Origin of the sequence: Arthrobacter sp. NEB 688 (assembly GCF_013201035.1) — a bacterium.
In the GTDB taxonomy this organism is placed as follows: domain Bacteria; phylum Actinomycetota; class Actinomycetes; order Actinomycetales; family Dermatophilaceae; genus Phycicoccus.
In genome coordinates, this window is the sequence record NZ_CP053707.1 from 238,324 (window position 1) to 264,272 (window position 25,949).

Genomic DNA, 25,949 nt, shown 5'->3' on the forward strand with positions numbered 1-25,949 from the left:
TCCGGGGCGTCGCCCGTCCCCGGCCCGCCCGCCGCCCGTGCCCACCGACCCCGGAAGCCCGTCATGGCCCTCGAGCTCACCGCCGCCCGCCCCGACCCCGCGCTCCTCGACCTGCCCTGGCGCATCCCGCTCGAGGAGTGGCCCGAGGAGATCCTCGCCGCCCTCCCCCGCGGCATCTCGCGCCACGTCGTGCGCTTCGTCCGCCTCTCCGGGCGCGTCCTGGCCATCAAGGAGATCAAGGACGACATCGCCCGCCGCGAGTACGAGATGCTGCGCAACCTGCGACGGCTGCACATGCCCTCGGTCGAGCCGTTCGCGGTCGTCAGCGGGCGCATCGGCCTGGACGGCGAGCCGCTCGACGCCTGCCTCGTCACCCGGCACCTCCAGTACTCGCTGCCCTACCGCGCGCTCTACAGCCAGTCGCTGCGCAAGGGGACGGCGACCCGGCTCATCGACGCCCTCGCGGTGCTCCTCGTCCGGCTGCACCTCACGGGGTTCTGGTGGGGTGACGTCTCGTTGTCCAACACCCTCTTCCGCCGGGATGCCGGGGCGTTCGCCGCGTACCTCGTCGACGCCGAGACCGGCGAGCTGCGCAACCGCCTGAGCGACGGGCAGCGCGAGCACGACCTCGAGATCGCACGGGTCAACATCGCCGGCGAGCTGATGGACCTCGATGCCGGCGGCCTGCTCCAGGAGGAGCGCGACCCCGTCGACGTCAGCGAGCGCATCGTCACCCGCTACCGCGAGCTGTGGGCCGAGCTGACGAACGCCGAGACCATCGACGACACCGAGCGCTGGCGGGTCGACGACCGCATCCGACGGCTCAACAAGCTGGGCTTCGACGTCGACGAGCTCGAGATCACCACCGACATCGACGGCACCTCGATCCGGCTGCAGCCCAAGGTGGTCGACTCCGGTCACCACTCGCGCCGGCTGCTGCGCCTCACCGGGCTGGACGTCCGCGAGAACCAGGCGCGCCGCCTGCTCAACGACCTCGAGGTGTACTCGGCGGCCACGGGGCGGCAGGGCGAGGACGAGGAGATCATCGCGCACGACTGGCTCGCGCAGGTCTACGAGCCGGTGACGCGGGGCGTGCCGCGCGACCTCGTCGCGAAGCTCGAGCCGGCCGAGGTCTTCCACGAGGTGCTCGAGCACCGCTGGTACATGGCCGAGCGCGCGCAGCACGACGTCCCCATCCGGGACGTCCTCGAGGACTACGTCGCGAAGGTGCTGCCGGGCAAGCCGGACGAGCGCGCGGTCCTCGGCGTCGACACCGAGGAGCTGCCGGTCATCGCCGACCAGTGACCCCGCTGACCCCGCCGAGGCGCTGCGGCGCGCGCCCCGGGATCGACGGGACGGCGCCGCCCCACCGCGGACCAGCCACCACGCCACGCACCGACGAAGGACCCCGATGAGCGACCAGCACCCCCCGGAGCCGACCTCCCCCCAGACCCCGCCGACCCCGGGAGCGCCGGCGTCGGCCCCGCAGCCGTACCCCGCTCCCGCTGCGGGACAGGGGTACCCGCCGCAGCAGCCGCCGCCCGGAGCACAGCAGAACCCGTACGGCGGGTGGACCACGGCGCCGGCCTTCTCCGGCGGGCAGGCACCCCCCGAGTCGGTGCCCTACGTCGAGGCCCACTTCGGGCCGGTCGCGTCCTTCGGCGACCGCGTCCTCGCGCTGCTCATCGACACGGCCGCGAGCTTCCTGCCGCTACTCCTCATGCTCGCCGGCATCCCCTTCATCGTCGCCGGGGCGCCCGACCGCACGGGGGTCGACGAGTACGGGATGACGACGTACGGCGACACCAACGGGGCGCTCATCGCCGTCGGCATCGCCGTCATCGTCCTGTTCTGGCTCGTGGGCGTCGGCTTCCAGCTCTGGAACCGGGTCTTCCGGATGGGCCGGCGCGGGCAGAGCATCGGCAAGTCCGTCGTCGGGCTGAAGCTCGTCGACGCCCGGACCGGCGCCCCGATCGGCGCGGGGAGCTGCTTCGTGCGCGAGCTGGTCAGCGGTGTCGTCAACAGCGCCGTCTACCTCTCCTACCTCTGGATGCTCTGGGACGACAACCGCCAGACCGTCGCCGACAAGGCGGTCCACTCGACGGTCATCAAGGTGCCGAAGGCCTGACGCGCCCGACCCGCGCCCCACGACCGCGCGGATGCCGTGGCGGCGCCGCCCGTGGCCGCTAGGGTGATCGCGAGCCGGCGGTCGCCGGCCCCAGACGACGGAGGACCCATGAGCAGCAGCACGCCCCCGCCCCCGCCGCCCCCGCCCGGTGGGAGCTACCCGCCCCCGCCGGAGCCCGAGGAGACGGGCGACTCGTCCGCGGCCGGTGGCTACCCGCCGCCCCCGCCGCCGCCCGGTGGCGCCGGTGGCTACACCGCCCCGCCGAGCATGCCCGTCCCCGGCGGCACCCCCGGTGGTGGCCTCGGTGGCAACAACACCAAGGCGGTCATCGCCCTCGTCCTCGGCATCCTCGGCCTGGTCTTCGCCATCTGCTGCTCGATCCTCGGGCTGCTGCTGGGCATCGGCGGCGCCGTGCTCGGCTACATGGCCAAGCAGGAGATCGGCCGCACCGGCCAGGCGGGCCGCGGTCTGGCCCAGGGCGGCTTCGTCACCGGCATCATCGCCGTCGTCCTCGCGATCATCATGATGGCGCTGGGCGCGGCCAACTTCGCCGCGAACTACACCAACTGAGATGACGACCCACGTCGGCGGCCTCGGCTCCCTCTCACCACGCGTGTGGTGGGGGGCGGCCGGGGTCGCCGTCGCCGGTGGGGCCGCCTGGCTGGCGACCCACTCGCCGTACGAGGCCGGTCACTACCCCGGCTGCTTCCTCTACTCGACCACCGGGCTGTACTGCCCCGCGTGCGGCGGCACCCGGGCCACCTACGACCTCCTCCACGGGGACGTCGGCGCCGCCTTCGCGCGCCACCCCCTCGTCCCGCCGCTCTACCTCGCCGTCGCGCTCTACCTGGCCTACCGCCTCGTGCGGGCGCGGCAGGGACGGCCCGTGCGCGTCGTCATCCCCAACTGGCTGCCCGTCGCGATCGGGGTGGGCGTGCTCGTCTTCGGCGTGCTGCGCAACCTCCCCGGCGCGGAGTTCCTCTCCCCCGCCTGACGCGCGCCCACCACTCACCGGCCTGATCGTCGAGCCCGCACGACGACGCCCCCGCACGTCGATGCCCCCGCGCCGGCGAGCGGTGCGGGGGCATCGACGTTGCCGCGTCGGTCAGTAGCGGGGGGCGTTGCTCGCCGCGTAGAACGCCGAGGACTCCTTGCGCCACAGCAGGTACACGATGTACCCGCCGAGCGCGATGCTCACGATGCTCAGGACCCGCGAGAGGGCCGCGGCCGGCTGCGTCAGCCCGACGAGGAACGAGACGAGCGAGAGCCCGAAGAGGACGGAGGCGGTGATCCGCGCCCACGACTTCCCCCGGCCGTTGGCCCAGGCCATGAACAGCCAGAGGCCGGCACCCAGCAGGCCGAAGACGACCGCGACGGCGATGCCGATGGTCACGGCGCCGTCGACGAGCGCCGGGTCGACCGTCTGGCCGGAGTCCTCCAGCGCCTGCGTGGCCTGCTCACGGATGTCGCCGGCGAACACGAAGCTCAGCACGAGCGAGACGAGGGACAGCGCGGCGCCGACGCGCATGAGCAGCACGGCGGTGTCCATCGTTTTCGGGCGCGTCACCGGGCCGGCCTGCGGCGCAGCGGCGTAGCCGTAGGCGGGTGCCGGCGGCGGTGCGCCGTAAGGGTTCTCGGCCGGTGCGGGCGCGCCGTACTGAGGAGCCGGGGGCATCGAGCCACCCGGCGGCGGGGGCGTCCCGGGGCCGGTGGGCTCACCGGGGGGCGGGGGCGGCGGGTACTGGTCGGACATCGTCGGTCATCCCTCCTCGCGAGCGGCGACGGAGGTCGTCGGTGGACCGCTCGCCCACCGATCGTGGCACACCCGACGTCGCCGCCGGTAGCGCGACAAGCCGGACCGGCCTGTCGCGCAACCGAAGGCTCAGCGGCGACGGCGGCGCGCGACCTCGTAGAGCGTGACGCCGGTGGCGATGCCGGCGTTGAGCGACTCGACGGCCGAGCTCATCGGCACCGACACGATCTGGTCGCACGTCTCGCGCACGAGCCGCGAGAGCCCCTTGCCCTCGGAGCCGACGACGATGACGAGCGGCTCGGACGCCAGCTCGAGGTCGGGCAGCTCGACGTCACCCTCCATGTCGAGACCGATGACGAAGAAGCCGGCCTTGCGGTAGTCCTCGAGCGCCCGGGTCAGGTTGGTGGCCTGGGCGACCGGGATGCGCGCGGCGGCACCGGCGGAGGTCTTCCACGCGCTGGCGGTCATCCCGGCGGAGCGGCGGCTCGGGACGACGACGCCGTGCCCGCCGAAGGCCGCCACGGAGCGGACGATCGCACCGAGGTTGCGCGGGTCGGTGATGCCGTCGAGCGCGACGACGAGCGGGATGCCCGGCTGCTCGGGGTCGACGAGGTCGCGCGGGTCGGCGTAGGAGTACGGCGGCACCTGGAGCGCGAGCCCCTGGTGCACGGCGCCGTCGGTCAGCCGGTCGAGCTCGCCGCGCGGCGTCTCGAGGATGGGGATCGAGCGCTCGGTGGCGGTCTTGATCGCCTCGCGGACGCGGTCGTCGGAGTCGATGCGGCCCGCGACGTACATCGTCGTCACCGGCACGTGTGCGCGCAGCGCCTCGAGGACGGAGTTGCGCCCGGCGACGACCTCGCTCGAGGCGGCCGCCTTCTTCGGCGAGCGCTGCGGCGGACGACCGCCGGCGCGCTTCTCGCCCGCCTTGGCCATCTTGTGCGCCTTGTGGTTCGGGCGGTCACCGGCCTTGGGGGTCGGGCCCTTGCCCTCGAGGCCGCGGCGGCGCTGGCCACCAGAGCCGACGGTGGAGCCCTTCTTGTTGCTCTTGCGCACGGCGCCACGGCGCTGGGAGTTGCCGGCCACGTCAGTCGCCCTTTCCTCGGATGATGGTCCACCGGGCTCCGGCGGCGGTGTCCTCCACGGCGATCCCCGCGGCGGTCAGCGCGTCGCGGATGGCGTCGGCGGTCTCGTAGTCGCGCGCGGCGCGGGCCTGGGCCCGGGCGGCGACGCGGTCGGCGACGAGCGCGTCGAGCGCCGCCGTCATGTCGTCGGACTCGGACCCGCCCGAGGCCCAGTGCGGGTCGAGCGGGTTGACCCCGAGGACGTCGGCCATCGCGACGACCTGACGCGCGATGGTCGCGGCGTCGTCCTGGTCGCCGTCGTCGAGCGCGACGTTGCCCGCGCGCACCGCCTGGTGGAGCGCGGCGAGGGCGTCGGACACGCCCAGGTCGTCGTCCATCGCCTCGCGGAAGTCGGCGGGCAGCTCGGCGCTGCCGTCGGGGACGAGGGTGTCGACCCCGGGCAGCGCACGACGCAGGAAGCCCTCGATGCGCTCGACGGTGGCGGTCGCCTCCTCGATCGAGCCCTCGTGGTACTCGATCGTCGAGCGGTAGTGCGCGGCGGTCAGGTAGTAGCGCACGGCCAGCGGACGGTGCTCGCGCACGACCTCGGAGACGCGCAGCGAGTTGCCGAGCGACTTGCTCATCTTCTCGCCGCCCATCGTCACCCAGGCGTTGTGCAGCCAGTAGTTGGCGAACCCGAGGCCCGCGGCGCGCGACTGCGCGACCTCGTTCTCGTGGTGCGGGAAGCGCAGGTCGACCCCACCGCCGTGGATGTCGAAGGTGTCGCCGAGGTACTTGCGGGCCATCGCGGAGCACTCGAGGTGCCAGCCGGGGCGGCCGGCGCCGAACGGGGTCGGCCACGACGCGGTCTCGGGCTCGTCGGCCTTGCGGCCCTTCCAGAGGGCGAAGTCGCGCGGGTCGCGCTTGCCGCGGGGGTCGGCGTCCTCGGCGTCGGACATGTCCTCGACGCTCTGCCGGGTCAGCTCGCCGTAGCTCGGCCAGCTGCGGACGTCGAAGTAGACGTCCGCCGAGTCGTCCGCGGCGGCGTAGGCGTGGCCGGAGTCGACGAGGGTCTGCATCAGCTCGACCATCTCGGGGACGTGGCCGGTGGCGCGCGGCTCGTACGTGGGCGGGAGCACCCCGAGCGCGGCGAGCGACTCGGCGGTCTCCATCTCGTTGCGGTAGCTGAGGGCGAACCAGGGCTCGCCGGCCTCCGCCGACTTGGCGAGGATCTTGTCGTCGATGTCGGTGACGTTGCGGATGAGCGTGACGTCGTAGCCGTGCCCGGTCGCCAGCCAGCGGCGCAGGACGTCGAACGCCACGGCGAAGCGGACGTGCCCGATGTGCGGCGGCGCCTGCGTCGTGAGCCCACAGATGTAGATCCCCGCCTTGCCGGGCACGACGGGGACGAAGTCACGCAGCTCGCGCGTGAGGGAGTCGAACAGCCTGAGGGTCACCCGCGACAGGCTACCGGCCGGGCCGCGAGGGCCTCGCATCCGCGAGCCCGCCCCCGCTCGGTCGGCCCCCTCGCGAACGTGTGTGAACTCGCCGGAGATCCCCGGCGAGTTCACACACGTTCGCGGATACGACGGGTCAGTGGCCGCGGTCGAGCCACTCCTGGAGGTGCGGCGCCTCGTCCCCGATGGTCGTGGGATCGCCGTGGCCGGTGAGCACGACGGTCTCCGGCGGCAGGGACAGCAGGCGGGTACTGATCGACTCGACGATCGTCGGGAAGTCGCTGTGCGAGCGCCCGGTCGCGCCGGGGCCGCCCTGGAAGAGCGTGTCGCCGCTGAACAGCACCCCGAGTGCGGGCGCGTGGAGGCAGCAGGCCCCCGGTGCGTGGCCCGGCGTGTGCAGCGTGACGACGCCGACGTCGCCGACGGTGAAGGTCCTGCCGTCGGCGAGGTCCTCGTCCGGCGCCTCGTCCTGGCTCATGTCCCACAGCACCCGGTCGTCCGGGTGCAGCCACACGGCGGCCCCGGTCTCGGCGACGAGGTCGGGCACCGCGTTGACGTGGTCGTTGTGGCCGTGGGTGCAGACGATGCCGACGACCCGCCGGCCGCCGATCGCGTCCAGGATGGCGCGCGCGTCGTGCGCGGCGTCGACGACGAGCACCTCGTCGTCGTCACCGAGCAGCCACACGTTGTTGTCGACCTCCCACGAGCCGCCGTCCAGCTCGAAGACGCCGGAGGTCACGAGCCGCTCGACCCGCACGCCGCCCGGCGAGGTCGCGACCCCGTCGACGCCCGTCGCGCCGCTCACGCGGACCCGCCCATGACGACGACCGAGCGCAGGACGTCGCCGTCGTGCATCTTCGTGAAGGCCGCCTCGACGTCCTCGATGCCGATCCGCTCGGAGACGAAGGCATCGAGGGGGAAGCGGCCCTGCCGGAAGAGCTCGACGAGCATCGGGAAGTCGCGCGAGGGCAGGCAGTCGCCGTACCAGCTGGACTTCAGCGCCCCACCGCGCCCGAAGATCTCGATCATCGGCAGGGTCACCTCCTTCTCCGGGGTCGGCACCCCGACGAGGACGACGGTGCCGGCCAGGTCGCGCATGTAGAACGCCTGCTCGTAGGTCTCCGGCCGCCCGACCGCCTCGACGACGACGTCCGCGCCGTGACCGCCGGTCAGCGCGCGCACCGCCTCGACGGCGTCCTCGGACGAGGCGTCGACGGTGTGCGTCGCGCCGAGGTCCTCGGCCCACCGGAGCTTCCGGGCGTCGACGTCGACGGCGATGATCGTCGTCGCCCCCGCCACCTTCGCCCCGGCGATCGCGGCGTCCCCCACGCCGCCGCAGCCGATGACGGCGATCGAGTCGCCCCGCCCGACCCTGCCGGTGTTGACCGCGGCGCCGAAGCCCGCCATCACGCCGCAGCCGAGCAGGCCGACGGCGGCGGCATCCGCCTCGTCGACCTTCGTGCACTGGCCGGCGGCGACGAGCGTCTTCTCGATGAACGCCCCGATGCCGAGCGCCGGCGAGAGCTCCGTGCCGTCGGTCAGCGTCATCTTCTGGGTCGCGTTGTGCGTCGCGAAGCAGTACCAGGGCTTGCCCTTGCGGCAGGCGCGGCACTCGCCGCAGACGGCGCGCCAGTTGAGGATGACGAAGTCGCCGGGGGCCACCTCGGTCACGCCCTCGCCGACGGCCTCGACGCGCCCCGCGGCCTCGTGGCCGAGGAGGAACGGGAACTCGTCGTTGATGCCGCCCTCGCGGTAGTGCAGGTCGGTGTGGCAGACGCCGCACGCCTCGACGACGACGACGGCCTCACCGGGCCCGGGGTCGGGGACGACGACGTCGACGAGCTCGACGGGGGCGCCCTTGGCGCGGGCGACGACGCCCTTGACGGTCTGCGGCACGGTTCCTCCTGGATGGGCGGTGCTGGGGTCTCGCCACGCTAGCGAACCCGGGGCGCGCGACGGCAGTGGCGGGCGGGCCCGGGCTCGACGGGGTCGCCACCGGCGGGGCCCGACGCCGCTTTCCCGACGGGCAAGCCGACGTATCCTGCGGGCATGCCGTACCCGGTGTTCGACGACGTCATCCACGAACCGCACCGCCTGCGGATCTGCGCCTTCCTCGTGCCCGCCTCCGGTCGCGAGTTCGGCGAGGTCCGCGACGCCATCGGCCTGTCGGACTCCGCGCTGTCCAAGCACCTCAAGGCGCTCTCGGGCAAGGGCTACACCCGCCTCGAGCGCGGCGCCCGCGAGGGCCGCCAGGTGACGACGGTCGTCCTCACCGGCGCCGGCCGCGACGCCCTGTGCGGGCACGTGGCGGAGCTGCAGCGGATGGCCCGCATCGTCGGTGCCGACCGTCGTGTCCAGGGCGGCCCGCGCACCCGCTGACCATGCGTCGCACGGCCATCCACCGTTCGTTGCAGGTTCTCGCAGAACCCCTGTTCGGCGTCGGTGCGCGTCCTTACACTCTCGGCATCCGGGCCGAACGACAGCGCCCGTCGCCCCTCTCGAGGACCACCGCGTGCGCACGACCCGCCGACTCGGCCTACTGCTGACGACCCTGCTCGTCGTCCTCCTCGCGGGGGCCCCGACGGGCGCCCTCGCCGCGCCGACCGTCGACGCACCGCCCGGCCCCGTCACCGCCCTCTTCCTCAGCCCGGAGAGCGACCGCGTCACCCTCGCGTGGCTCCTCCCCCCCGACGCCGACCTCGCCGACGTCGTCGTGCGGCGCCTGCCCGGCACCACGGCGCCGGCGACCCCGACGGACGGCACGGAGATCGCGAGCGGCCTGATCACCCGCTGGCAGGACACCGGCCTGGACTTCGTCGACACCTGGTCCTACTCGGTCTTCGCCCGCGACACGGGCGGCCAGTGGTCCACCCCCGCGTCGGTGACCGGCGGCGCCCTCGACCTGCCCGGCGCCTCGGTCGTCTCCAGCACCACCGCCTCGCAGATCTCCCTGAGCTGGACCCTCCCGGCCGACCCGCGGGTCGCGGGCATGCGGGTCGCCCGGATCGGGTGCTCCAGCCCGTGGACCGAGGTCAGCAGCGTCGACGTGCCCCGCGGCACCGGCTCCTGGACCGACACCGGGGTCCCGGCCGGGACCCAGCGCTGCTACGACACCCGCACCTACGACCAGGACGGCCGCGCGCAGCGCACCCCGCAGCGCCGCGCGTTCACGACCCTCTGGATCGACCCCGTCACCGACCTGACGGCCACGGTGTCGGGCACCACGGTCACCGTCCGCTGGACCCGACCGACGAACCCGGCCCCGGCCGAGGTCGTCGTGATGCGCCAGGCACCGAACACCTCGGCGGTCGAGGTCTATCGGGGCAGCGGCACGAGCATCACCAACCGCAACCTCCTGCCGGAGCAGCAGTATCTCTACACGGTCAACGCCAAGACCGCGGACGGCAAGGCCTCCCCCCTCGCATCGGTCGACGCGACGACGGTCCACACGTGGACGCACGCCACGGTCGCGCCGATGACCGGCTCCCCCCAGCACGTCCAGTGCCCGCGCACGTCGTGGTGCCTGTCCACCGACGCCGCGAACCGCTACCAGGTGCTCGGCAGCACGGGCTGGTCGAGCCCGGTCGCCATCGACCCGGCGGTGTCGACCGGGCCGAGCCACCTCTCCTGTCCCGTCGTGGGCTGGTGCCTCGCGGTCTCGGCGGACGGCGTGCGGCAGTACACGCGCAGCGCCTGGCAGCCGGTGTCGTCGGTGCCCCAGCCGCCGGCCGGCACCACGGTGACCGCCCTGACCTGCACCTCGCCCACGTGGTGCGTCGCGATGACGAGCGGGACCCGGGCCACCGTCTTCGACGGCACCGGCTGGTCCGCGCAGCAGCCCCTGTCGACCCTGCGCGGCGTCGACTTCTACGACGTCTCGTGCCAGGCTGCCGGCCGCTGCTTCGCCGTCGGGTACTCGCCCACCAGCTTCTCGGCGTGGCGGGCCACCCTCGTCTCCGGCCGGTGGAGCACCGCCTCCCTCGACAAGGTCGGCCAGCCGGTCTCCGAGGTCGACTGCCCCACCAGCAGCTGGTGCATCGCCTCCAGCCAGTGGGGCACCTGGACGGTGTCGGGCACGACGTGGAGCGCCCGGCGCGCGCCGTCGTCCGTCAACGCGGGCCACGTCATGACCTGCGCCTCGGCATCGACCTGCATCGGGCTCGACCGGAACGGGCGCGGGGTGCGGTGGAACGGGTCCTCGTGGGGGTCGGTCACGACCGTCGTCCCGGCCGGCGTGATCCTCACCGCGGCCTCCTGCGCCAAGGGAGCGACCCCGTGCACGGCGGTGGACGACCGCGGGAGCGACTACCGCTGGAGCACCTCCGCCGGCTGGCGGCGGATCAGCACCTTCGACCCCACCTCCGGCGGGCTGACCCGCGTGGCGTGCCCGTCGGCGACGAGCTGCCTGGCGATGGACGCGCGCGGCTGGTTCTACCGCTTCGACGGCACGAGCTGGCGCTCGCCGAGCAAGCCGCTGACCGGCCCCGCCGAGCTCGACTGCGCCGCCTCCGGCTTCTGCCTCGCCGTCGAGTCCGTCGCGCCGGCCCGCTACCGCACGCTGTCGAGCGCCGGCGCCTGGTCCTCGGTGCGCAGCGTCTCCGGGGCGTCGCAGCTCGGCACCCCCGGCTGCTACTCGTCGACGCTGTGCATGGTCATCGACACCCAGGGCGTGGCGTGGCAGTGGAACGGCACGTCGCTCGTGAAGTCCGGCAGCCCCTTCACCGGGACCGTGGACGCCGGGGTTGACGCGCAGGTGCGCTGCGCGAGCGAGACCCTCTGCGTGGCGGTCTCGGCCGGCGGATGGTGGTCGCGGTGGACCGGCTCGACGTGGCGGACCCGCGCCCCCCTCCCCGGAGCCCTCTTCGGCGCAGGGCCCGTCGTCATGGACTGCGCCAGCCCCTCGATGTGCCTCGCCGTCGTGGCGTCGGGAGCCACCGCGCGCTACGACGGCCGCGAGTGGACCGAGCTGGCGCTCACCAACGGACGGACCCTCGGGAGTCGGCTGGCTGACCTGTCGTGCTCAGGTGCCACCACCTGTCTGGGGGTCTACCCCTGGACGAACACCACGGCGCCGGTCCGCTGGTCCGGGGACGGGTGGCAGGACGCCGGCCCCTACGGCCGGGAGACCTACGGCGACTCCGTCGACTGCCCCACCGCACGGCAGTGCGTCGTGGTCGGTCCGGTCGAGGCCACCTGGACCGTGGACCCGGCCGCCGTCGGCTGATCGCCACCTCCGGTCCTCGAGAGGAGGGAACACGCCGAGCCGCACGACCCGCGGCCTGCGTGTTCCCTCCTCTCGAGGGAGGACCGGAGCGCCGACAGGCAGCTGACGGGCGCGGCCGGGATCAGGCGCGCGCGACGACGAGGGCGGTCGCGACGGCGGCGACGCCGTCACCACGGCCGGTCAGCCCGAGGCCGTCGGTCGTCGTGCCGCTCACCGACACCGGCGCCCCCGCGGCCGCGGACAGCGCCGCCTCCGCCTCGGCCCGGCGGGTGCCGACCTTGGGTCGGTTGCCGACGACCTGGACCGCGATGTTGCCGATGTCGAAGCCCGCCTCGCCGACGAGCCGGGCGGCCTCGGCGAGCAGCGTGACGCCCGAGGCGCCGGCGAGCTCCGGGCGGGCCGTGCCGAAGTGCGCCCCGAGGTCGCCGATGCCGGCGGCCGAGAAGAGCGCGTCGCACGCCGCGTGGGCCGCGACGTCGGCGTCCGAGTGGCCGTCGAGCCCGCGCTCGCCCGGCCAGTGCAGGCCGGCGACCCAGAGCTCGCGCCCCGACCCCTCCGGCGCCACCGCGTGGACGTCGACTCCGACACCGACCCGGGGCAGCACGCTCATCCCCCGATGCTAGGCCCCGGCGACCAGGCGCTCGGCATGGGCGAGGTCGTCGACGGTCGTCACCTTGAAGGCCCGGGCGTCGCCGTCGACGACGAGCACGTCGTGCCCGAGCTGCTCGACGAGGGCCGCGTCGTCGGTGGCCCCGGCCCCGCCGGCGTGCGCCGACTCGAGCACCGCCCGCCGGAAGCCCTGGGGCGTCTGGACGGCCCGGAGCGCGCCGCGGTCGGGCGTGCCCGTGACGACCCCGCGGGCGTCGACGGACTTGACGGTGTCGACGACGGGGATGCCGGGCACGACCCCCGCCGCCCCGGCGCGGACGGCGTCGACGACCCGGGCGAAGACCGCGACGGGGGTGAGGCAGCGCGCGGCGTCGTGGACGAGCACGACGTCACACCCGGGGTCGAGGGCGGCCAGCCCGGCGGCGACCGAGTCGGTGCGTTCGGCGCCCCCGGCGACGACGTGCGTCCCGGGGGGCGGGTCGATGCCCGCCCACGCCGGCCCGCCGGGGTCGGCCAGGTCGGCCGGCGCCACGACGACGACCGACCGCAGACCGGGCACCTGCGCGACGGTGTCGAGGGCCCAGCCGAGCAGCGGCCGCCCGGCCAGCGGCACGAACGCCTTGGGCATCCCGGCCCCCAGCCGCGACCCGGACCCGGCCGCGACGACGACGACGCCCACACCGCGGGTGGCGGTGTGGGCGTCGGTGGTCACGTCAGTGAGGTCGCCGGAGCGACCGGTGCGTCAGGACGCGAGGACCTCGTCGAGGATGGACTCGGCCTTGTCCTCGTCGGTCTTCTCGGCGAGCGCGAGCTCGGAGACGAGGATCTGGCGCGCCTTGGCCAGCATCCGCTTCTCACCGGCGGACAGGCCGCGGTCCTTGTCGCGGCGCCACAGGTCGCGGACGACCTCGGCGACCTTGATGACGTCGCCGGAGGCGAGCTTCTCGAGGTTGGCCTTGAAGCGGCGCGACCAGTTGGTCGGCTCCTCGGCGTACGGCGTGCGGAGAACCTCGAAGACGCGGTCCAGACCGGCCTTGTCGACGACGTCGCGGACGCCGACGAGATCGCAGTTCTCGGCAGGAACCTCGATGACCAGGTCACCCTGCGCGACCTTGAGCTTGAGGTAGAGCTTCTCCTCTCCGCGGATCGTGCGGTGCTTGATCTCTTCGATGCGCGCGGCCCCGTGATGCGGGTACACGACCGTCTCGCCGACCTTGAAAACCATGTGGTGTTGTCCCCTTTCGAGAGCCCCAGAATACCACGACACGCCGATCCGACCCAACGGGAACGGAGGGCGTTTGTGCAGGTCAGAGGGGTGAAATGACGATCCACACGAGAAATTCGGGGGTTGACAGAACGGTCCGCTGCATGCTTCGCGCGCGACGCGGGCGCGCCGACGAGGCGGTCCCGGAGGGGTGCGCCCGACCCGCCCGGCGACCCGGTGCGGGAGGTGGCGCGAGCGCTCGCCGGCCCACCGCTATCCTTGGGCGCGTGACGACCCGCGCCGCCTCCGCCCTCCGGCTCGCCGGACTCGCCGCCGCCACCCTCACGGTCTCCGCCTGCGGCGTCTTCTCGCCGGTCCAGACGGACTACCCGTACATCCCGGCGGACGGCGTCGACCTCACGCTGCCCGGGCTCGACCTGCGCAACATCGCGATCGTCAGCGCCGAGGAGGGCGCGGCCGGCACGCTCATCGGCCAGGCCGTCAACAACGCCGCCGAGCCGGTCGAGATCAGCTTCTCCATCGAGGGCGGCCAGGCCGCGACCACCTCGCTGCCGGCGTACTCGGGCGAGGGGCTGGCCGACGCCAAGGTCCGCCTCGAGGCCGTCCCGGTCGCGCCCGGTGCGATGGTCCAGCTGACCGTCGCCACCCGCGAGGGCGGCCAGAACCTCGTGCTCGTGCCGGTGCTCAGCCCCGAGCTCTACTACGAGGGCCTCGCGCCGAGCCCCTCCGCCACGACCTCGCCGTCGGCCACGCCGACCGCGACCCCCTCGCCCACCGCGAGCTGACCCCGCGCCGACCGCCACCCCGCGCCGGGGCGACGGACCACGACGACCGGGGCCCTCAGGCCTCGAACTTGTAGCCGAGCCCGCGCACGGTGACGATGTGCTGCGGCGCCCCCGGGTCGGTCTCGATCTTGGCGCGCAGCCGCTTGACGTGGACGTCGAGGGTCTTGGTGTCGCCGACGTAGTCGCTGCCCCAGACGCGGTCGATCAGCTGCCCGCGGGTCAGCACCCGGCCGGTGTTGCGCAGCAGCATCTCGAGCAGCTCGAACTCCTTGAGCGGCAGCGAGCGCTGCTCGCCGCGGACCGTGACGACGTGCCGCTCGACGTCCATCCGCACCGGGCCGGCCTCGAGGGTCGTCGGCAGGAGCTCCTCGGGCTCCGCGCCGCGGCGCAGGACGGCCTTGATGCGCGCCAGCAGCTCGCGCGAGGAGTACGGCTTGGTCACGTAGTCGTCCGCGCCGAGCTCGAGGCCGACGACCTTGTCGATCTCGCTGTCCTTGGCGGTGAGCATGATGACCGGCACGTTCGAGCGCTGGCGCAGCGCGCGGCAGACGTCGACGCCCGACAGGCCCGGGAGCATCAGGTCGAGCAGCACGAGATCGGCTCCGCCGGTGTCGAACTCGCTCAGGGCGTCGTGCCCGTTGTCGGCGACCGACACCTCGTAGCCCTCCTTGTTCAGGAGGTAGCTCAGCGGGTCCGAGAACGACTCCTCGTCCTCGACGATCAGGATGCGCGTCATGCCGTGCTCTCTTCTCGGGCGACCTCGAGGCCGGGATCCGGCTCGGGCGCGTCGTCGTCGTCGACCGGGGTGGCCGCGACGGGCAGACTCATGGTGAACGTCGAGCCGCGCCCCTCCTGGCTCCACACGGTGACCTCGCCGCCGTGGTTGGCGCAGACGTGCTTGACGATCGCGAGGCCGAGGCCGGTGCCGCCCGTGGCCCGCGAGCGCGCGGCGTCGACCCGGTAGAAGCGCTCGAAGATGCGCTCCTGCTCGGCGGCCGGGATGCCCTGGCCCTGGTCGGTGACGGCGACCTCGACGGTCTCGCCGACGCGGCGGGCGCCGAGCCCGACCTTGGTGCCGGGGTCGCTGTAGTTGACCGCGTTGGTCAGGAGGTTGGTCACGGCCGTCACGAGGAGCTCGCGGTCGCCGAAGACGCGCAGGCCCCGCTCGGTCGCCAGGCCCAGCTCGATGTCCTTGGCCTCGGCGGCGACCTTGACCCGGTCGACGGCCTCGACGACGACGGTGCCGACGTCGACGAGCTCGGGCTCGTGGAGGGTGTCGGCGACCTGGAGGCGCGAGAGGTCGACGATCTCCTGGACCAGGCGCCCGAGGCGGGTGGCCTCGACCCGGATGCGCTGGGCGAAGCGGGTGACCGCGACGGGGTCGTCCTTGGCGTCGAGCACGGCCTCGGCGAGCAGCGAGATGCCGCCGACCGGCGTCTTCAGCTCGTGGCTGACGTTGGCGACGAAGTCGCGGCGCACCTCCTCGACCCGGCGCGCGTGCGTGTGGTCCTCGGCGAGCAGGAGCACGTGCGCGACGCCGAGGGGGGCGACCCGCACGCGCATGACGACGCTGCCGTCGGGGTTGGGGCCGCGGGCGAGGTCGAGCTCGGCCTCGCGGATGACGCCGTCGCGGCGCACCTGGCGCGCGAGGTGGCGCAGCTCGTGGTGGACGAGCTCCTGGTGGCGCACGAGGCCGTAGGTGACCGCGGGGGCCGACGCCTTGACGACGGCGTCCGAGGCGTCGACGACGACGGCGATGGAGCGCAGCACCGACAGGACGTCACCGACGCCACGGGCCAGCGGGGGCTCCTCGAGCACCGGTGCCTCGCTGAGGCTGCGCTCGGACCAGCGCGCCGCGAGCACGGCGACGGCCCCGACGACGAGGCCGGCCGCCCCGCCGAGGCTCGCCGCGATGGTCGCATCCACGTCGTCAAGGGTACGGGGGCGCGTCGGGCCCGCCCGGCCATCCGGGGGCCGCGGCGCCCACGGACGCCCGAAGTTCACCTCGGCCACGTCTGCGGTTCACCCCCGGGTGCGATGGTTCCCGGGCGACGGCGCGACCGCCCGGTCCCCGTCGCGCGCCGACGCACCCCCAGCCACGAAGGACCCCAGCCGTGATGCGCAAGGCCTACCACGAGGAGCTCGACCGGATCGCCGAGAGCCTCGTCGAGATGACCCACCTCGCGGCGTCGGCGATGAGCCGCGCGACGACCGCCCTCCTCGACGCCGACGTCAGCCTCGCCGACTCCGTCATCGCCGCCGACGCCGAGATCGACCGGATGCGCGAGCAGGTCGACCTGCTCTCCTTCGACCTCATCGCGCTCCAGCAGCCCGTCGCCACCGACCTGCGGGTCGTCGTCACGAGCATGCGGATGAGCAGCGACATCGAGCGGATGGGCGACCTCGCCCGCCACGTCGCCAAGGTCGCGCGCCTGCGCTACCCGGCGTCGGCCGTGCCGGCGGAGCTGCGCGGCACCTTCCGCGAGATGGGGACCGTCGCCGAGCTCGTCGTCGAGAAGGCGGGCTCCGTCATCGCCGCGCGCGACGTCGACGCCGCCCGCGACGTGGCCCGCGAGGACGACGCGATGGACCGCCTGCACCGCGCCCTCTTCACGCACGTGACGGGCAGCGACTGGCCGCACGGCACCGAGACCGCCGTCGACGTCGTCCTGCTCGGCCGGTACTACGAGCGGTTCGCCGACCACGCGGTGTCCGTCGCCGAGCGCGTCATCTGGATCGTCACCGGCGAGTGGGGCGACGAGGCCGCCGGCGGTCACGACGAGGTGTCCGACCACACCGTCGTGTGACGCAGCAGGTCCCGGAGCGCCTGCCGGCAGGCCCACCCCGCCGCTAGGCTCGGGACGTGGACGAGCAGCAGCGCCGGTCCGTGACCGAGGACTACGTCGAGGAGCTCGACGAGCTGCATGAGCTCGACGAGACCGCAGATGCGGGGGCATCCCGTCCGGGCAAGGCCTGGCAGCACGGCTACCCGTACGACACCAAGCTCCCCCGCGACGAGTACGAGCGGACCAAGCGCCGGCTGCAGATCGAGCTGCTCAAGCTCCAGCTGCACGTCAAGGAGACCGGCGGCAAGGTGCTCGTCATCTGCGAGGGCCGCGACGCCGCCGGCAAGGGCGGGGCCATCAAGCGGTTCATGGAGCACCTCAACCCGCGTGGTGCGCGGGTCGTCGCGCTCGAGAAGCCGACCGAGGTCGAGACGACGCAGTGGTACTTCCAGCGCTACGTCCAGCACCTGCCGAGCGGCGGGGAGCTCGTCTTCATGGACCGCTCCTGGTACAACCGCGCCGGCGTCGAGCGGGTGATGGGCTACTGCTCCCCCAGCCAGTACCTCGAGTTCATGCGCGAGGCGCCCGAGCTCGAGCGGATGCTCGTCAACTCGGGCATCCACCTCGTCAAGCTGTGGTTCTCGGTCAGCCGCGAGGAGCAGGCCGCGCGCTTCGCCTCCCGCCAGAACGACCCGGTGCGCCAGTGGAAGCTCTCGCCGACCGACCTCGCGAGCCTGGACAAGTGGGACGCCTACACCGAGGCCAAGGAGGCGATGTTCTTCTACACCGACACCGGTGACGCACCGTGGACGGTCGTCAAGAGCAACGACAGGAAGCGCGCCCGCCTCGAGGCGATGCGGGTCCTGCTCAGCGGCGTCGACTACGCCTCCAAGGACGTCGGCCTCGTGGGCACCCCCGACCCCCTCATCGTCGGGCCGGCCTCGCGCATCTTCGAGCCGGGCGAGCACACCGAGCGGGTCCTGCCGCGCCTCTGAGCGACTGCTCGCCCGGATGTGCTGCACCCACCGGGCCCGGTGGGTGATCATGGCGGCGTGAGGCACGCCGAGGGGGACGAGTTCGAGGGCTTCGTCGCCGCGCGCTGGCCGGCCCTCGAGGCCGTCGCGCTCGCCGTGACCCTCGACCCCGCCGTGGCGCGCGAGGTGACGACGGCGACCCTCACGGCCCTGCACGGGCGATGGTCGGCCGTCGTCGAGGACGGCGCTCCGACGGCCGCCGCGCGATCCGGGCTGCTGGCCCGCCTGGACGACCGGGGCCCGCGCGACATCGCGACCTCCGGGCCCCCGGTGCCCCCCGAGCTCCTCGACGCCGCCCGGGACCCGTCCGCCCCCGCCGACCCCGTGCCCGGGGCGCTGCTCACCGCGCTGGCGGCCGAGCCCGCGTGGGTCCGGGCGCGGCTCGCGGCCGTGACCCTGTGGGAGCTCGTCGACGACGAGGTCGCGGCGCTCGCGCCGGCGGGGGGCCGGGCGTCGCGCGGTGGCCGGGACGGGGGCCGGGACGGCGTGCTGGGGGCGCTGGACGACGCGCGCGGCCGGCTGCTCGCCGCGCACCGCGCCGCCCTCGCCTCCACCGGTTCGGCGCCGGCCGACCACCGGGCCCCGGGCGACCTCGCCGACCTCCTCGACCGGCTCGCCGCCTCGCTGCCCGGCCCGCCCGCCGCGGACGAGCTCGTGCGCGCCCGGCAGCGCGGCGTGCGCCGCCGCTCGCTCGTCGTCGTCGGAGCCCTCGCCGTCACCGGGGTCGGTGCGGGCACGTGGGCGATGGCGTCGGGCTCGCCGACCCCGACCGCGGCCTCGCCCCGGGCCCGCCCGGCCCCGTCGACGGCCGGACCCGACGACCCGGCGTGGGCATCGGCCGACCGCTGGCCCCCGCGGGGGGCGCTGGGTCGCGACCCCGAGGTCCAGGCGATGCTCGCGCGGGTCACGCCCGGGGCGCGGCTGCTCTTCGCCGACGACGTCGAGGGCCGGCGGCTCGTCATCTCCACCGACCCCCAGGTGCCGTCCGAGAGCGGGCTCGTGCTGCGGGCCTGGGGCGGCCCGGCCGGCACCTCCCCGCGGCGGCTCACCGACGTGCAGATCGGCTACGGGTGGGCCGGTGACACCCGCGACGCCCTCGCGCTCGCCGTCACCGCGGGACGCGGCTCCGTGCTCGTCGCGCTGAGCCGCCCGTCCGTGCGCGAGGGCCGCTACTCGCTCGTGGTCCGCCCGACGAAGGACGGCCAGGTCCGGCGCGAGTGGACGCGCTTCACGCTGCGTGACGGGGTCGCGACGACCGTGCTCGGCCGCGACGCCGGGCCGGCGGCCCGCATCCAGCTGGGCGACCTCGACGGCCCGCTCGCCCGTGAGCTGACGCCGACCGACATGGGGGTCGGGCCGGGTGGGTTCACCGAGTCCACCGTCCAGGAGATCGCCCGGGCGCTCGGGGTCGCGCGGCGGTCGCTGACGGTCGAGCGCACGAGCCACGTCCTGCCCGACGACAGCTTCCGGGACGTCCTCGGGGTGAAGGGCACCTCGGTCGCCGACACCGTCGTCGTACGCACCGCCGAGGGCGCCGTCATCCGGTTCGCCTCCTTCCGGGGCGGCTCGAACGGCGAGTCCGCCGAGTACGGCGACCCACCGCTCGTCGTCCCGGCGGCCGCCGTCCGGGCGCCGTACGTGGCGGCGCTCATCGGCACCCAGGAGAGGGCCCGCTACTTCGTCACCGTCCCGCAGGGCTCGGCCACGGTCCAGCTGCGCACCGTGACCGGGGTGGCACTCAGCCGGCCGACGCGGGTCCGGGGGCGGGCCGCGGTGGCGCAGCTCGTCACGGGGACCAACGACGAGGACGTCCGGGTGGTGGCGCGCGGGGCCGACGGGCGGCTGCTGTACGACGACGTGCCCCCGAAGGGACGCGACGTCTTCGACCTCTACGACTTCTTCGGCACCGGCTCGGGCACCTACTACAGCTGAGCGGACGGTCCGGCGGCCGTCGACGACGGGCCGGCGCCACGACCACCGGCCCGATGGTGTGCTCTCCCGGCCTCCACCCGGTCCGGGAGGTCTACCTCCCACCCGGCAAGGTTTCCCGCCACTGCGGGGCGTTTCCCTCCCACCCGGCAAGGTTTCCCCGCCACCGCGGGGCGTTTCCCTCCCACCCGGCAACGTCTCCCTCTCACCCGGGAGGTTTCCCTCCCACCAGAGTGGGTTTCCCTGCCGGCGCGGGACGTTTCCTCCCGGCCAGGGACGTCTTGCTCCCACCCCGGGAGGTTTTCCTCCCAGGGTGCGTGGAGTCCGGGAGAGCACACCGTCGCCGGCCGGTTCGGACGCGCGCCGCGCTCGACCCGGCGCCCGGCCGGTGGCGCGGTCGGCCCCACCCGGGGCCGCGGCGGGTGATCATGGGCCCATGACGACGAGCCCGACGGTGGCGGCCGACGACGCCGCCCGCTTCGTCGCCGCCCGCTGGCCCGACCTCGAGGCCGTGGCCCTCGTCTCCCTCCTCGACCCGGGCGCCGCCCGCGAGGTCACCCTCAGCACGCTCGTCGCGCTGCGCCGCCGCTGGAGCGAGGTCGTCGAGGACGGTGCCCCCACGGCCACCGCCCGTCGCGACCTGATCGACCGTCTCGCCGCCCACCCGCCGACCGCCCGCCCCCCCGACCACACGCACCGCACCGGGCGGCCCACCGCCACCGGCCCCGACGACCTCGCCCGTCCCGCCCCACCCGCCGACCCCGTCCACCCGAGCCTGCGCACTGCCGCCACCGACCCCGACGACCCGGTCCCGGCCGCCCTCCTCGACGCCCTCGCCGCCTCGACCCGCGCCGAGCGCACCGCCCTCGCCGCCGACGTGCTGTGGGACGGCGACCTCGCCCCCGGGACCGCACCGGTCCTCGCCGCCACACACGACCGGATGCTCGCCGCCCACCGTGCGGCCCGCGCCGCCGCCGGGCGGGCCCCGGACGACGCCCGCCTCGACGCCGACCTCGACGACCTGCTCCTGCGCCTCGCCCGCGCCCAGCCCGAACCGCCCGACCCCGCAGCGCTCGTCGACGACCGCACCCGCCGGGGCGCCCGACGCACCCTCCTCCTGGCCGGCGCGGCGACGGTGGCCGCCGGCGCCGCCGGGTGGGCGCTCCTGCGCCGCAACGGCGCAGCCACCCCCACCACCGCCTCCCCCCGCCCCTCCACCGCCCCGACGACCGCCGGCCCGGACGACCCCGCCTGGGCCGACTCCTCGCGCTGGCCCGCCCGCGGCCCGCTGCGCGCCGACCTCGGCATCCAGGCCCTCGTGGCGCGGGCCGGCGCCGGCACGCGCCTGCTCTGGGCCGGCGACCTCGACGACACCCGGGTCGTCATCGCCTCCTCCCTCCTCGGCGAGCGAGCCGACAGCACCTCCGTGCGCGTGTGGACGGGCCGCTCCGGCGCCGCCGCCGAGGACCTCGACGAGACCCCCCTCGGGTTCGACGCCGTCCTCGGGGTCACCGACGTCGTCGCCGTCGGGGTCGAGCGTGCGGACGACGCCGCCCTCGTCGTCCTCACCCGGCCCACCGTCGAGTCGGCCCGCTTCTCACCGTTCGTGCGGCCCACGAGCTCCGGTGCGGTGCAACGCGACTCGCGGCCCATCCGCCTGCGCAACGGAGTCGGCGCCCTCACCCTGCGACCCTGGGGCGTCGCCGGGCGCCTCGCCTGCGGTGCCTACGACGGGCCGCCGGTCGCCCCCCGGGCGTGGGGCGACGGCACGCTCACCTCGCTCACCGCGTCCCCGCTCGACGGCCTCCTCGACCAGGTCGCCTCCGCCACCGGCCTCGCCCGCGAGGACCTGCGCGGCGAGGTCCTCTGCGACTCACCGGTCGTCGGCAGCGTCCTCGACACCGCCGCGGACTCCCCCACCGGCGGCGACGGCCGCGTCGTGCTCTCGAGCGTCCGCCTCCCCGGGGGCGGGGTCGTGCGCCGGCTCGACGTCCGCGACGACGGCCGCTCCGGGCGCAGCGGCTTCCTCGTCGTCCCCGCCGTCGCCGTACCGGCCGAGCTCGCCGACGCACCGGCGGTCTACCGCCTCGACGACGACCCGCCCGGCACCGGCCGCTACCTCGTCGTCGTCCCCGGCGGCGGGTCCACCTGCCAGCTGCTCGCGACGAGCCCCAACGCCTACCCGGTCTCCAAGGTCACGCCGATGAAGCGGCGCACCGCGGTCGTCTCCGTCGTCAACGCCGACGACGCGGCCGCGTTCCGCCTCGTGGTGCGCGACGCCGGCGGCCGCCTCACCTACCGGGGCGTCCCGCCGGTCGGGCGCGACCTCCTCGGCGACGAGGACACCGGCTGGCTCGGGCTGCCGGCGCGCGGCAGCCGCGACACCGTCCCGGTGCTGCCGAACCCGGCCTGACCGCTCCGGGGCAGGCGCCCCGGACGGGCCTCAGCGACCCTGGTTCGCCACCGCCGCGGCAGCGGACGCCGCGGCCTCGGGGTCGAGGTACTCACCCGGGCCGGTGGGCATGAAGTCGTCACCGAGCCGGTAGACGAGCGGCATCCCGGTGGGGATGTTCAGCCCGGCGATGTCGTCGTCGCTGATGCCGTCGAGGTGCTTGACGAGGGCGCGCAGGCTGTTGCCGTGCGCCGTCACGAGGACGGTGCTCCCCGCCGCGAGGTCGGAGCGGAGCTCGTTCTCCCAGTAGGGCATCATCCGCGGGATGACGTCGGCGAGGCACTCGGTGGCCGGCACGTCGACCCCGGCGTAGCGCGGGTCGCCGGCCTGGTCGAACTCGCTGCCGGCCGCGATGGGCGGCGGCGGGGTGTCGAAGGACCGACGCCAGAGCATGAACTGCTCGTCGCCGTACTTGTCGCGGGTCGCCGCCTTGTCGAGCCCCTGGAGGGCGCCGTAGTGGCGCTCGTTGAGGCGCCAGCTGCGGTGCACCGGCACCCAGTGGCGGTCGCACGCGTCGAGCGCGAGGTTGGCCGTCGTGATCGCGCGGCGCAGGACCGAGGTGTGGACGACGTCCGGCAGGAGGCCGGCGTCACGCATCAGCTGGCCGCCGCGCACGGCCTCCGCACGCCCCTTCTCGGTGAGGTCGACGTCGACCCACCCGGTGAAGAGGTTCTTCTGGTTCCAGTCGGACTCGCCGTGGCGCAGGAGGATCAGCGTGTGCTCCGTCATGCCGCCAGCCTAGCGAGCCGGGGCGCGCACGGAACCGGCCATCCGCCACCGTGGACACGCCCGCGGACGCGCGCCGCCGGCGTCAGGCGGGGTCCTCGCGCGGCGGGTCGCCCGGCCGCTCGAGGATGTGGCGGAAGGCCTCGAGGTTGCGCAGGCTCTCACCGCGCGACACCCGCCACTCCCACTCCTTGCGCATCGAGGAGAGAAAGCCCATGACGAGGAGCTCGTTGAACGGCTCGTCGGCCGCGGCGAGCACGACCCCGAGGACCTGGTCGAGGTAGTCGGCGTCGACGCCGGCCAGCGGTACCCGGCCGGTGACGAAGACGTCGCCGGAACGGTCCACGGCGTACGCGAGCCCGGGCAGGCGCAGGTTGCGGCTGAGCAGGAAGCGGTAGACCTCGCCGTGGTTCTCGTCGGGGTTGCGGATGACGAACGCCGACACCGACAGCGCCGACTCGCCGCAGACGAGCGAGACGACGGTCTTGAGCTTCTTCTCGCCCGGCAGCGCGACGACGACCTCGTCGTCGCGGGCGCCGGCCTCCCACTCGAGGCCGGACTCGTCGAGGAACGCCCGCACGGTGGCGAGCACGTCGGGGGTGCTCACGGGATGACCGCCTGCGGCACGCCCGCGATGCGCTGCGCCCCGTGGATGGAGACGTCCTTCGGCCGGGCCAGCGCCTCGCCGTACACCTCGAGCAGCCGCTCGGCCGTGTGCTCCCACCCGAAGCCGCGGGCGTGCTCGACCGCCTTCGGGGACAACGTCGCCCGCAGCACCGGGTCGAGCGCGACCCGCCCCAGCGCGGTCGCCCAGTCGGCGGTGTCGTGCCCGTCGACGAGCAGGCCGCCGTCCCCGACCGCGGTCGGCAGGCCGCCGACGTTCGCGGCGACGACCGGCGTCCCGCACGCCTGGGCCTCGACGGCGACGAGGCCGAACGACTCGTTGTGCGAGGGCACGGCGACGACGTCGGCCGCGCGGTACCAGCGGGCGAGCGTGGCCCGGTCGACCGGCGGGACGAGCCGCAGCCGGTCGCCGATGCCGAGCGAGGTCGCGAGCGCGTCCAGACCCATCGGCGTCCGCGCGCCGGTGCCGCTCGCACCCCCGAGCACGGCGACGACGAGCCGCTCGCGCACGTCCGGGCGGCGGCGCACGAGCTCGGCTGCGGCGCGCACGAGGACGTCCGGGGCCTTGAGCGGCTGGACCCGACCGACGAAGAGGAGCAGGACGGCGTCGGCGGGCAGGCCGAGCTCGGCGCGGGCCTGCGCGACCGGGCCCGGCGTGAACGTCGCGAGGTCGACACCGGGGGCCGCCACGGCCACGCGCGCCGGGTCGGCGTCGTAGAGCTCGACGAGCTCGCGCGCCTCGCGCCTGGTGTTCGCGACGAGCCGGTCGGCCGCCTCGACGACCTGCGACTCGCCGATCTCGCGGCCGCGCGGCTCGGGCTCGTCGCCGTCGGCGAGGTGGAGGTTCTTGACGCGGGCCATCGTGTGCATCGAGTGCACGAGCGGCACGCCCCACCGGTCGGCGGCGAGCCAGCCGACCTGCCCCGAGAGCCAGTAGTGGGAGTGCACGAGGTCGTAGTAGCCGAGCGGCGCGTGGGCCGCGACCCGCATCATGCCGGCGGCGAAGGCGCACAGCTGCCCCGGCAGGTCCTCCTTCGAGAGGCCCTCGTACGGGCCGGCGGCGACGTGCCGGACGACGACCCCGGGCTCGACCTCGACGACCTCGGCCTGGGCCGCGCTCGTCGTCCGCGTGAAGAGGTCGACCTGCGTCCCGAGGCGGGCCAGCCGGCGTGCGACCTCGAGGACGTAGACGTTCATCCCCCCGGCGTCACCCGTCCCGGGCTGCGCGAGCGGGGAGGTGTGCACCGTGACCATCGCGACCCGGTGCGGGCGCGGGGCACCGGCGGGGTCGGTCATGGGATCGAGTCTTCCACGTCGGCCCTGGGGGTGTCCGTGACGGTCACGACGGCCCGCGGCGACCAGACGTGGATGCCGATGCGGCCGTCCTGGCGCAGGTCGACCGCGCGCGGGACCCGCACCGGGGCGATGGAGACGTCGGTCCCGAGCACCCAGGTGAACGCCGGCTGCTCGGTCTCGACCGGGTCGACCCAGTAGGCCCGTTCGCGCAGGTTGCGCTCGGGCAGGGCCGGGGCGATGCCCGTCGTCGCCGGGCGCCAGTCGAGGTTGACCGCGACGGCCGAGGCGCCGGGGACGGCGACGTCCATCCGGATGCGCCCGTCGGTCGGCTCGAACCGGATGCGCAACGGCAGGCTGCCCGTCGCGTCGTGGACGACCCCGCTGTAGGTGACGGTCTCGTCGTCGCGGCTCACGGCGTCGATGCTCACTGCCGAGTAGACGCGCGAGACCTCCTCGCGCGGGTGCTCGCCGTCGGCGTCGACCGTGCCGGTCATCGCGACGACGGGCGCCCCCTTGGTCACGGTGTCGGCGAGGACGGTGCTGCCCCGCTGCAGCCGGAAGCCGCGGTCGTAGAGCGTGACGGTGAGCCCGGCCCCGAGCGACTGGACGCCGAACGCGCCCTGGGCCACCTGGAGCAGGCCGGGCTCGGCGTCGACGATGCCGATGTCGCGGGCCAGGACGCGGGGCACCCACGAGGTCAGGCCGAGGACGAGCGCCGCCGTCAGCGAGAGCACGAGCGAGACCATCGACAGGCTCACCCGCCGCTCGCGCCCCTCGGAGCGCCACCACGTCAGCACCGACCCAGCGTATGTCGACGGGCCGGGTGCCCGGCGCCGGGTGCACCGGACCTCGACGGCGTG

General features: G+C 74.7%; 25 protein-coding genes. 11 read left to right on the forward strand and 14 right to left on the reverse strand.

Annotated elements, in window-relative coordinates:
- The first annotated feature begins 63 nt into the window (after positions 1-63).
- The 4 genes from HL663_RS01125 to HL663_RS01140 all read left to right on the forward strand — a co-directional run bounded on the left by HL663_RS01125 (position 64) and on the right by HL663_RS01140 (position 3,122).
- Entirely contained in the window at positions 64-1,305 is a 1,242-nt protein-coding gene (locus HL663_RS01125; RefSeq protein ID WP_173026671.1) for a DUF4032 domain-containing protein, read from the forward strand.
- A gap of 106 nt (positions 1,306-1,411) precedes the next feature.
- Positions 1,412-2,128 carry an RDD family protein gene (locus HL663_RS01130; RefSeq protein WP_173026672.1) on the forward strand — a complete coding sequence of 239 codons (717 nt, stop codon included), beginning with the start codon at positions 1,412-1,414 and terminating at the stop codon, positions 2,126-2,128.
- Positions 2,129-2,236: 108 nt separating this feature from the next.
- Positions 2,237-2,698, forward strand: a complete 462-nt coding sequence (locus tag HL663_RS01135) for a DUF4190 domain-containing protein (RefSeq protein ID WP_173026673.1) — start codon at positions 2,237-2,239, stop codon at positions 2,696-2,698.
- A gap of 1 nt (position 2,699) precedes the next feature.
- Complete coding sequence (locus HL663_RS01140) at positions 2,700-3,122, forward strand: DUF2752 domain-containing protein (protein ID WP_173026674.1); 423 nt, start codon at positions 2,700-2,702, stop codon at positions 3,120-3,122.
- 111 nt (positions 3,123-3,233) lie between these two features.
- Here the strand turns inward: HL663_RS01140 and HL663_RS01145 are convergent, their stop codons facing one another.
- The 5 genes from HL663_RS01145 to HL663_RS01165 all read right to left on the reverse strand — a co-directional run bounded on the left by HL663_RS01145 (position 3,234) and on the right by HL663_RS01165 (position 8,295).
- Entirely contained in the window at positions 3,234-3,881 is a 648-nt protein-coding gene (locus tag HL663_RS01145; RefSeq protein WP_173026675.1) for a hypothetical protein, read from the reverse strand.
- 129 nt (positions 3,882-4,010) lie between these two features.
- Positions 4,011-4,964: a 23S rRNA (guanosine(2251)-2'-O)-methyltransferase RlmB gene (rlmB, locus tag HL663_RS01150; RefSeq protein WP_173026676.1), complete on the reverse strand. Its 954-nt coding sequence runs from the start codon at positions 4,962-4,964 to the stop codon at positions 4,011-4,013.
- Between the two features lies 1 nt (position 4,965).
- Entirely contained in the window at positions 4,966-6,399 is a 1,434-nt protein-coding gene (gene cysS, locus HL663_RS01155; RefSeq protein WP_216842645.1) for a cysteine--tRNA ligase, read from the reverse strand.
- Between the two features lie 136 nt (positions 6,400-6,535).
- Positions 6,536-7,204, reverse strand: a complete 669-nt coding sequence (locus HL663_RS01160) for an MBL fold metallo-hydrolase (RefSeq protein WP_216842646.1) — start codon at positions 7,202-7,204, stop codon at positions 6,536-6,538.
- Complete coding sequence (locus tag HL663_RS01165; RefSeq protein ID WP_173026678.1) at positions 7,201-8,295, reverse strand: S-(hydroxymethyl)mycothiol dehydrogenase; 1,095 nt, start codon at positions 8,293-8,295, stop codon at positions 7,201-7,203. The genes HL663_RS01160 and HL663_RS01165 overlap by 4 nt, the downstream gene beginning before the upstream one ends.
- Positions 8,296-8,448: 153 nt before the next feature.
- On the opposite strand from HL663_RS01165, the gene HL663_RS01170 reads away from it, so the two are divergent.
- Complete coding sequence (locus tag HL663_RS01170; protein WP_173026679.1) at positions 8,449-8,778, forward strand: transcriptional regulator; 330 nt, start codon at positions 8,449-8,451, stop codon at positions 8,776-8,778.
- Between the two features lie 133 nt (positions 8,779-8,911).
- On the forward strand, positions 8,912-11,623 hold the full coding sequence (locus tag HL663_RS01175) for a fibronectin type III domain-containing protein (protein ID WP_173026680.1): 2,712 nt from the start codon (positions 8,912-8,914) through the stop codon (positions 11,621-11,623).
- Between the two features lie 121 nt (positions 11,624-11,744).
- On the opposite strand, the gene ispF is transcribed toward HL663_RS01175, so the two are convergent.
- The 3 genes from ispF to HL663_RS01185 are packed head-to-tail and all read right to left on the reverse strand — an operon-like array spanning position 11,745 to position 13,457.
- Positions 11,745-12,233: a 2-C-methyl-D-erythritol 2,4-cyclodiphosphate synthase gene (gene ispF, locus HL663_RS19295; RefSeq protein WP_286175837.1), complete on the reverse strand. Its 489-nt coding sequence runs from the start codon at positions 12,231-12,233 to the stop codon at positions 11,745-11,747.
- 9 nt (positions 12,234-12,242) lie between these two features.
- A complete protein-coding gene (gene ispD, locus HL663_RS19300; protein WP_286175838.1) occupies positions 12,243-12,944 on the reverse strand; it encodes a 2-C-methyl-D-erythritol 4-phosphate cytidylyltransferase in 702 nt (233 codons plus the stop codon).
- Positions 12,945-12,974: 30 nt separating this feature from the next.
- Positions 12,975-13,457, reverse strand: a complete 483-nt coding sequence (locus HL663_RS01185) for a CarD family transcriptional regulator (protein ID WP_173026681.1) — start codon at positions 13,455-13,457, stop codon at positions 12,975-12,977.
- A gap of 266 nt (positions 13,458-13,723) precedes the next feature.
- On the opposite strand from HL663_RS01185, the gene HL663_RS01190 reads away from it, so the two are divergent.
- Positions 13,724-14,242, forward strand: a complete 519-nt coding sequence (locus tag HL663_RS01190) for a hypothetical protein (protein ID WP_173026682.1) — start codon at positions 13,724-13,726, stop codon at positions 14,240-14,242.
- A gap of 55 nt (positions 14,243-14,297) precedes the next feature.
- Here HL663_RS01190 and HL663_RS01195 read toward each other — a convergent pair whose 3' ends face one another.
- Positions 14,298-14,978 carry a response regulator gene (locus HL663_RS01195; RefSeq protein ID WP_173026683.1) on the reverse strand — a complete coding sequence of 227 codons (681 nt, stop codon included), beginning with the start codon at positions 14,976-14,978 and terminating at the stop codon, positions 14,298-14,300.
- Entirely contained in the window at positions 14,975-16,168 is a 1,194-nt protein-coding gene (locus tag HL663_RS01200) for a sensor histidine kinase (RefSeq protein ID WP_173026684.1), read from the reverse strand. Before HL663_RS01200 ends, HL663_RS01195 begins: the two co-directional genes overlap by 4 nt.
- Before the next feature lie 191 nt (positions 16,169-16,359).
- Here HL663_RS01200 and phoU point away from each other — a divergent pair, with 191 nt between their 5' ends.
- The 4 genes from phoU to HL663_RS01220 all read left to right on the forward strand — a co-directional run bounded on the left by phoU (position 16,360) and on the right by HL663_RS01220 (position 22,404).
- Positions 16,360-17,049 carry a phosphate signaling complex protein PhoU gene (gene phoU / locus HL663_RS01205; protein ID WP_173029928.1) on the forward strand — a complete coding sequence of 230 codons (690 nt, stop codon included), beginning with the start codon at positions 16,360-16,362 and terminating at the stop codon, positions 17,047-17,049.
- Between the two features lie 56 nt (positions 17,050-17,105).
- Positions 17,106-18,023 carry a polyphosphate kinase 2 gene (ppk2, locus tag HL663_RS01210; protein ID WP_173026685.1) on the forward strand — a complete coding sequence of 306 codons (918 nt, stop codon included), beginning with the start codon at positions 17,106-17,108 and terminating at the stop codon, positions 18,021-18,023.
- 57 nt (positions 18,024-18,080) lie between these two features.
- Complete coding sequence (locus HL663_RS01215; protein WP_173026686.1) at positions 18,081-19,994, forward strand: SigE family RNA polymerase sigma factor; 1,914 nt, start codon at positions 18,081-18,083, stop codon at positions 19,992-19,994.
- Between the two features lie 433 nt (positions 19,995-20,427).
- Complete coding sequence (locus HL663_RS01220) at positions 20,428-22,404, forward strand: hypothetical protein (protein WP_173026687.1); 1,977 nt, start codon at positions 20,428-20,430, stop codon at positions 22,402-22,404.
- 30 nt (positions 22,405-22,434) lie between these two features.
- Here the strand turns inward: HL663_RS01220 and HL663_RS01225 are convergent, their stop codons facing one another.
- The 4 genes from HL663_RS01225 to HL663_RS01240 form a co-directional block, all read right to left on the reverse strand.
- Positions 22,435-23,172, reverse strand: a complete 738-nt coding sequence (locus HL663_RS01225) for a phosphoglyceromutase (protein ID WP_173026688.1) — start codon at positions 23,170-23,172, stop codon at positions 22,435-22,437.
- An 82-nt stretch (positions 23,173-23,254) separates the two neighbouring features.
- Entirely contained in the window at positions 23,255-23,776 is a 522-nt protein-coding gene (locus HL663_RS01230) for a type III secretion system chaperone family protein (protein ID WP_173026689.1), read from the reverse strand.
- The gene (gene mshA / locus HL663_RS01235; protein WP_173026690.1) at positions 23,773-25,089 is read right to left on the reverse strand and encodes a D-inositol-3-phosphate glycosyltransferase; all 1,317 of its coding nucleotides are present in this window, start codon (positions 25,087-25,089) and stop codon (positions 23,773-23,775) included. Before mshA ends, HL663_RS01230 begins: the two co-directional genes overlap by 4 nt.
- Positions 25,086-25,886, reverse strand: a complete 801-nt coding sequence (locus HL663_RS01240) for a hypothetical protein (RefSeq protein WP_173026691.1) — start codon at positions 25,884-25,886, stop codon at positions 25,086-25,088. The genes mshA and HL663_RS01240 overlap by 4 nt, the downstream gene beginning before the upstream one ends.
- Between the last annotated feature and the right edge of the window lie 63 nt (positions 25,887-25,949).

What these genes read in the sequence shown, in the direction of transcription:
- HL663_RS01125 (WP_173026671.1), top strand. Translation starts at nt 64, where the DNA reads ATGGCCCTCGAGCTCACCGCCGCCCGCCCCGACCCCGCGCTCCTCGAC.
- HL663_RS01130 (WP_173026672.1), top strand. Translation starts at nt 1,412, where the DNA reads ATGAGCGACCAGCACCCCCCGGAGCCGACCTCCCCCCAGACCCCGCCG.
- HL663_RS01135 (WP_173026673.1), top strand. Translation starts at nt 2,237, where the DNA reads ATGAGCAGCAGCACGCCCCCGCCCCCGCCGCCCCCGCCCGGTGGGAGC.
- HL663_RS01140 (WP_173026674.1), top strand. Translation starts at nt 2,700, where the DNA reads ATGACGACCCACGTCGGCGGCCTCGGCTCCCTCTCACCACGCGTGTGG.
- HL663_RS01145 (WP_173026675.1), bottom strand. Translation starts at nt 3,881, where the DNA reads ATGTCCGACCAGTACCCGCCGCCCCCGCCCCCCGGTGAGCCCACCGGC.
- HL663_RS01170 (WP_173026679.1), top strand. Translation starts at nt 8,449, where the DNA reads ATGCCGTACCCGGTGTTCGACGACGTCATCCACGAACCGCACCGCCTG.
- ispF (WP_286175837.1), bottom strand. Translation starts at nt 12,233, where the DNA reads ATGAGCGTGCTGCCCCGGGTCGGTGTCGGAGTCGACGTCCACGCGGTG.
- HL663_RS01185 (WP_173026681.1), bottom strand. Translation starts at nt 13,457, where the DNA reads ATGGTTTTCAAGGTCGGCGAGACGGTCGTGTACCCGCATCACGGGGCC.
- HL663_RS01195 (WP_173026683.1), bottom strand. Translation starts at nt 14,978, where the DNA reads ATGACGCGCATCCTGATCGTCGAGGACGAGGAGTCGTTCTCGGACCCG.
- phoU (WP_173029928.1), top strand. Translation starts at nt 16,360, where the DNA reads ATGCGCAAGGCCTACCACGAGGAGCTCGACCGGATCGCCGAGAGCCTC.
- HL663_RS01220 (WP_173026687.1), top strand. Translation starts at nt 20,428, where the DNA reads ATGACGACGAGCCCGACGGTGGCGGCCGACGACGCCGCCCGCTTCGTC.
- HL663_RS01225 (WP_173026688.1), bottom strand. Translation starts at nt 23,172, where the DNA reads ATGACGGAGCACACGCTGATCCTCCTGCGCCACGGCGAGTCCGACTGG.
- mshA (WP_173026690.1), bottom strand. Translation starts at nt 25,089, where the DNA reads ATGACCGACCCCGCCGGTGCCCCGCGCCCGCACCGGGTCGCGATGGTC.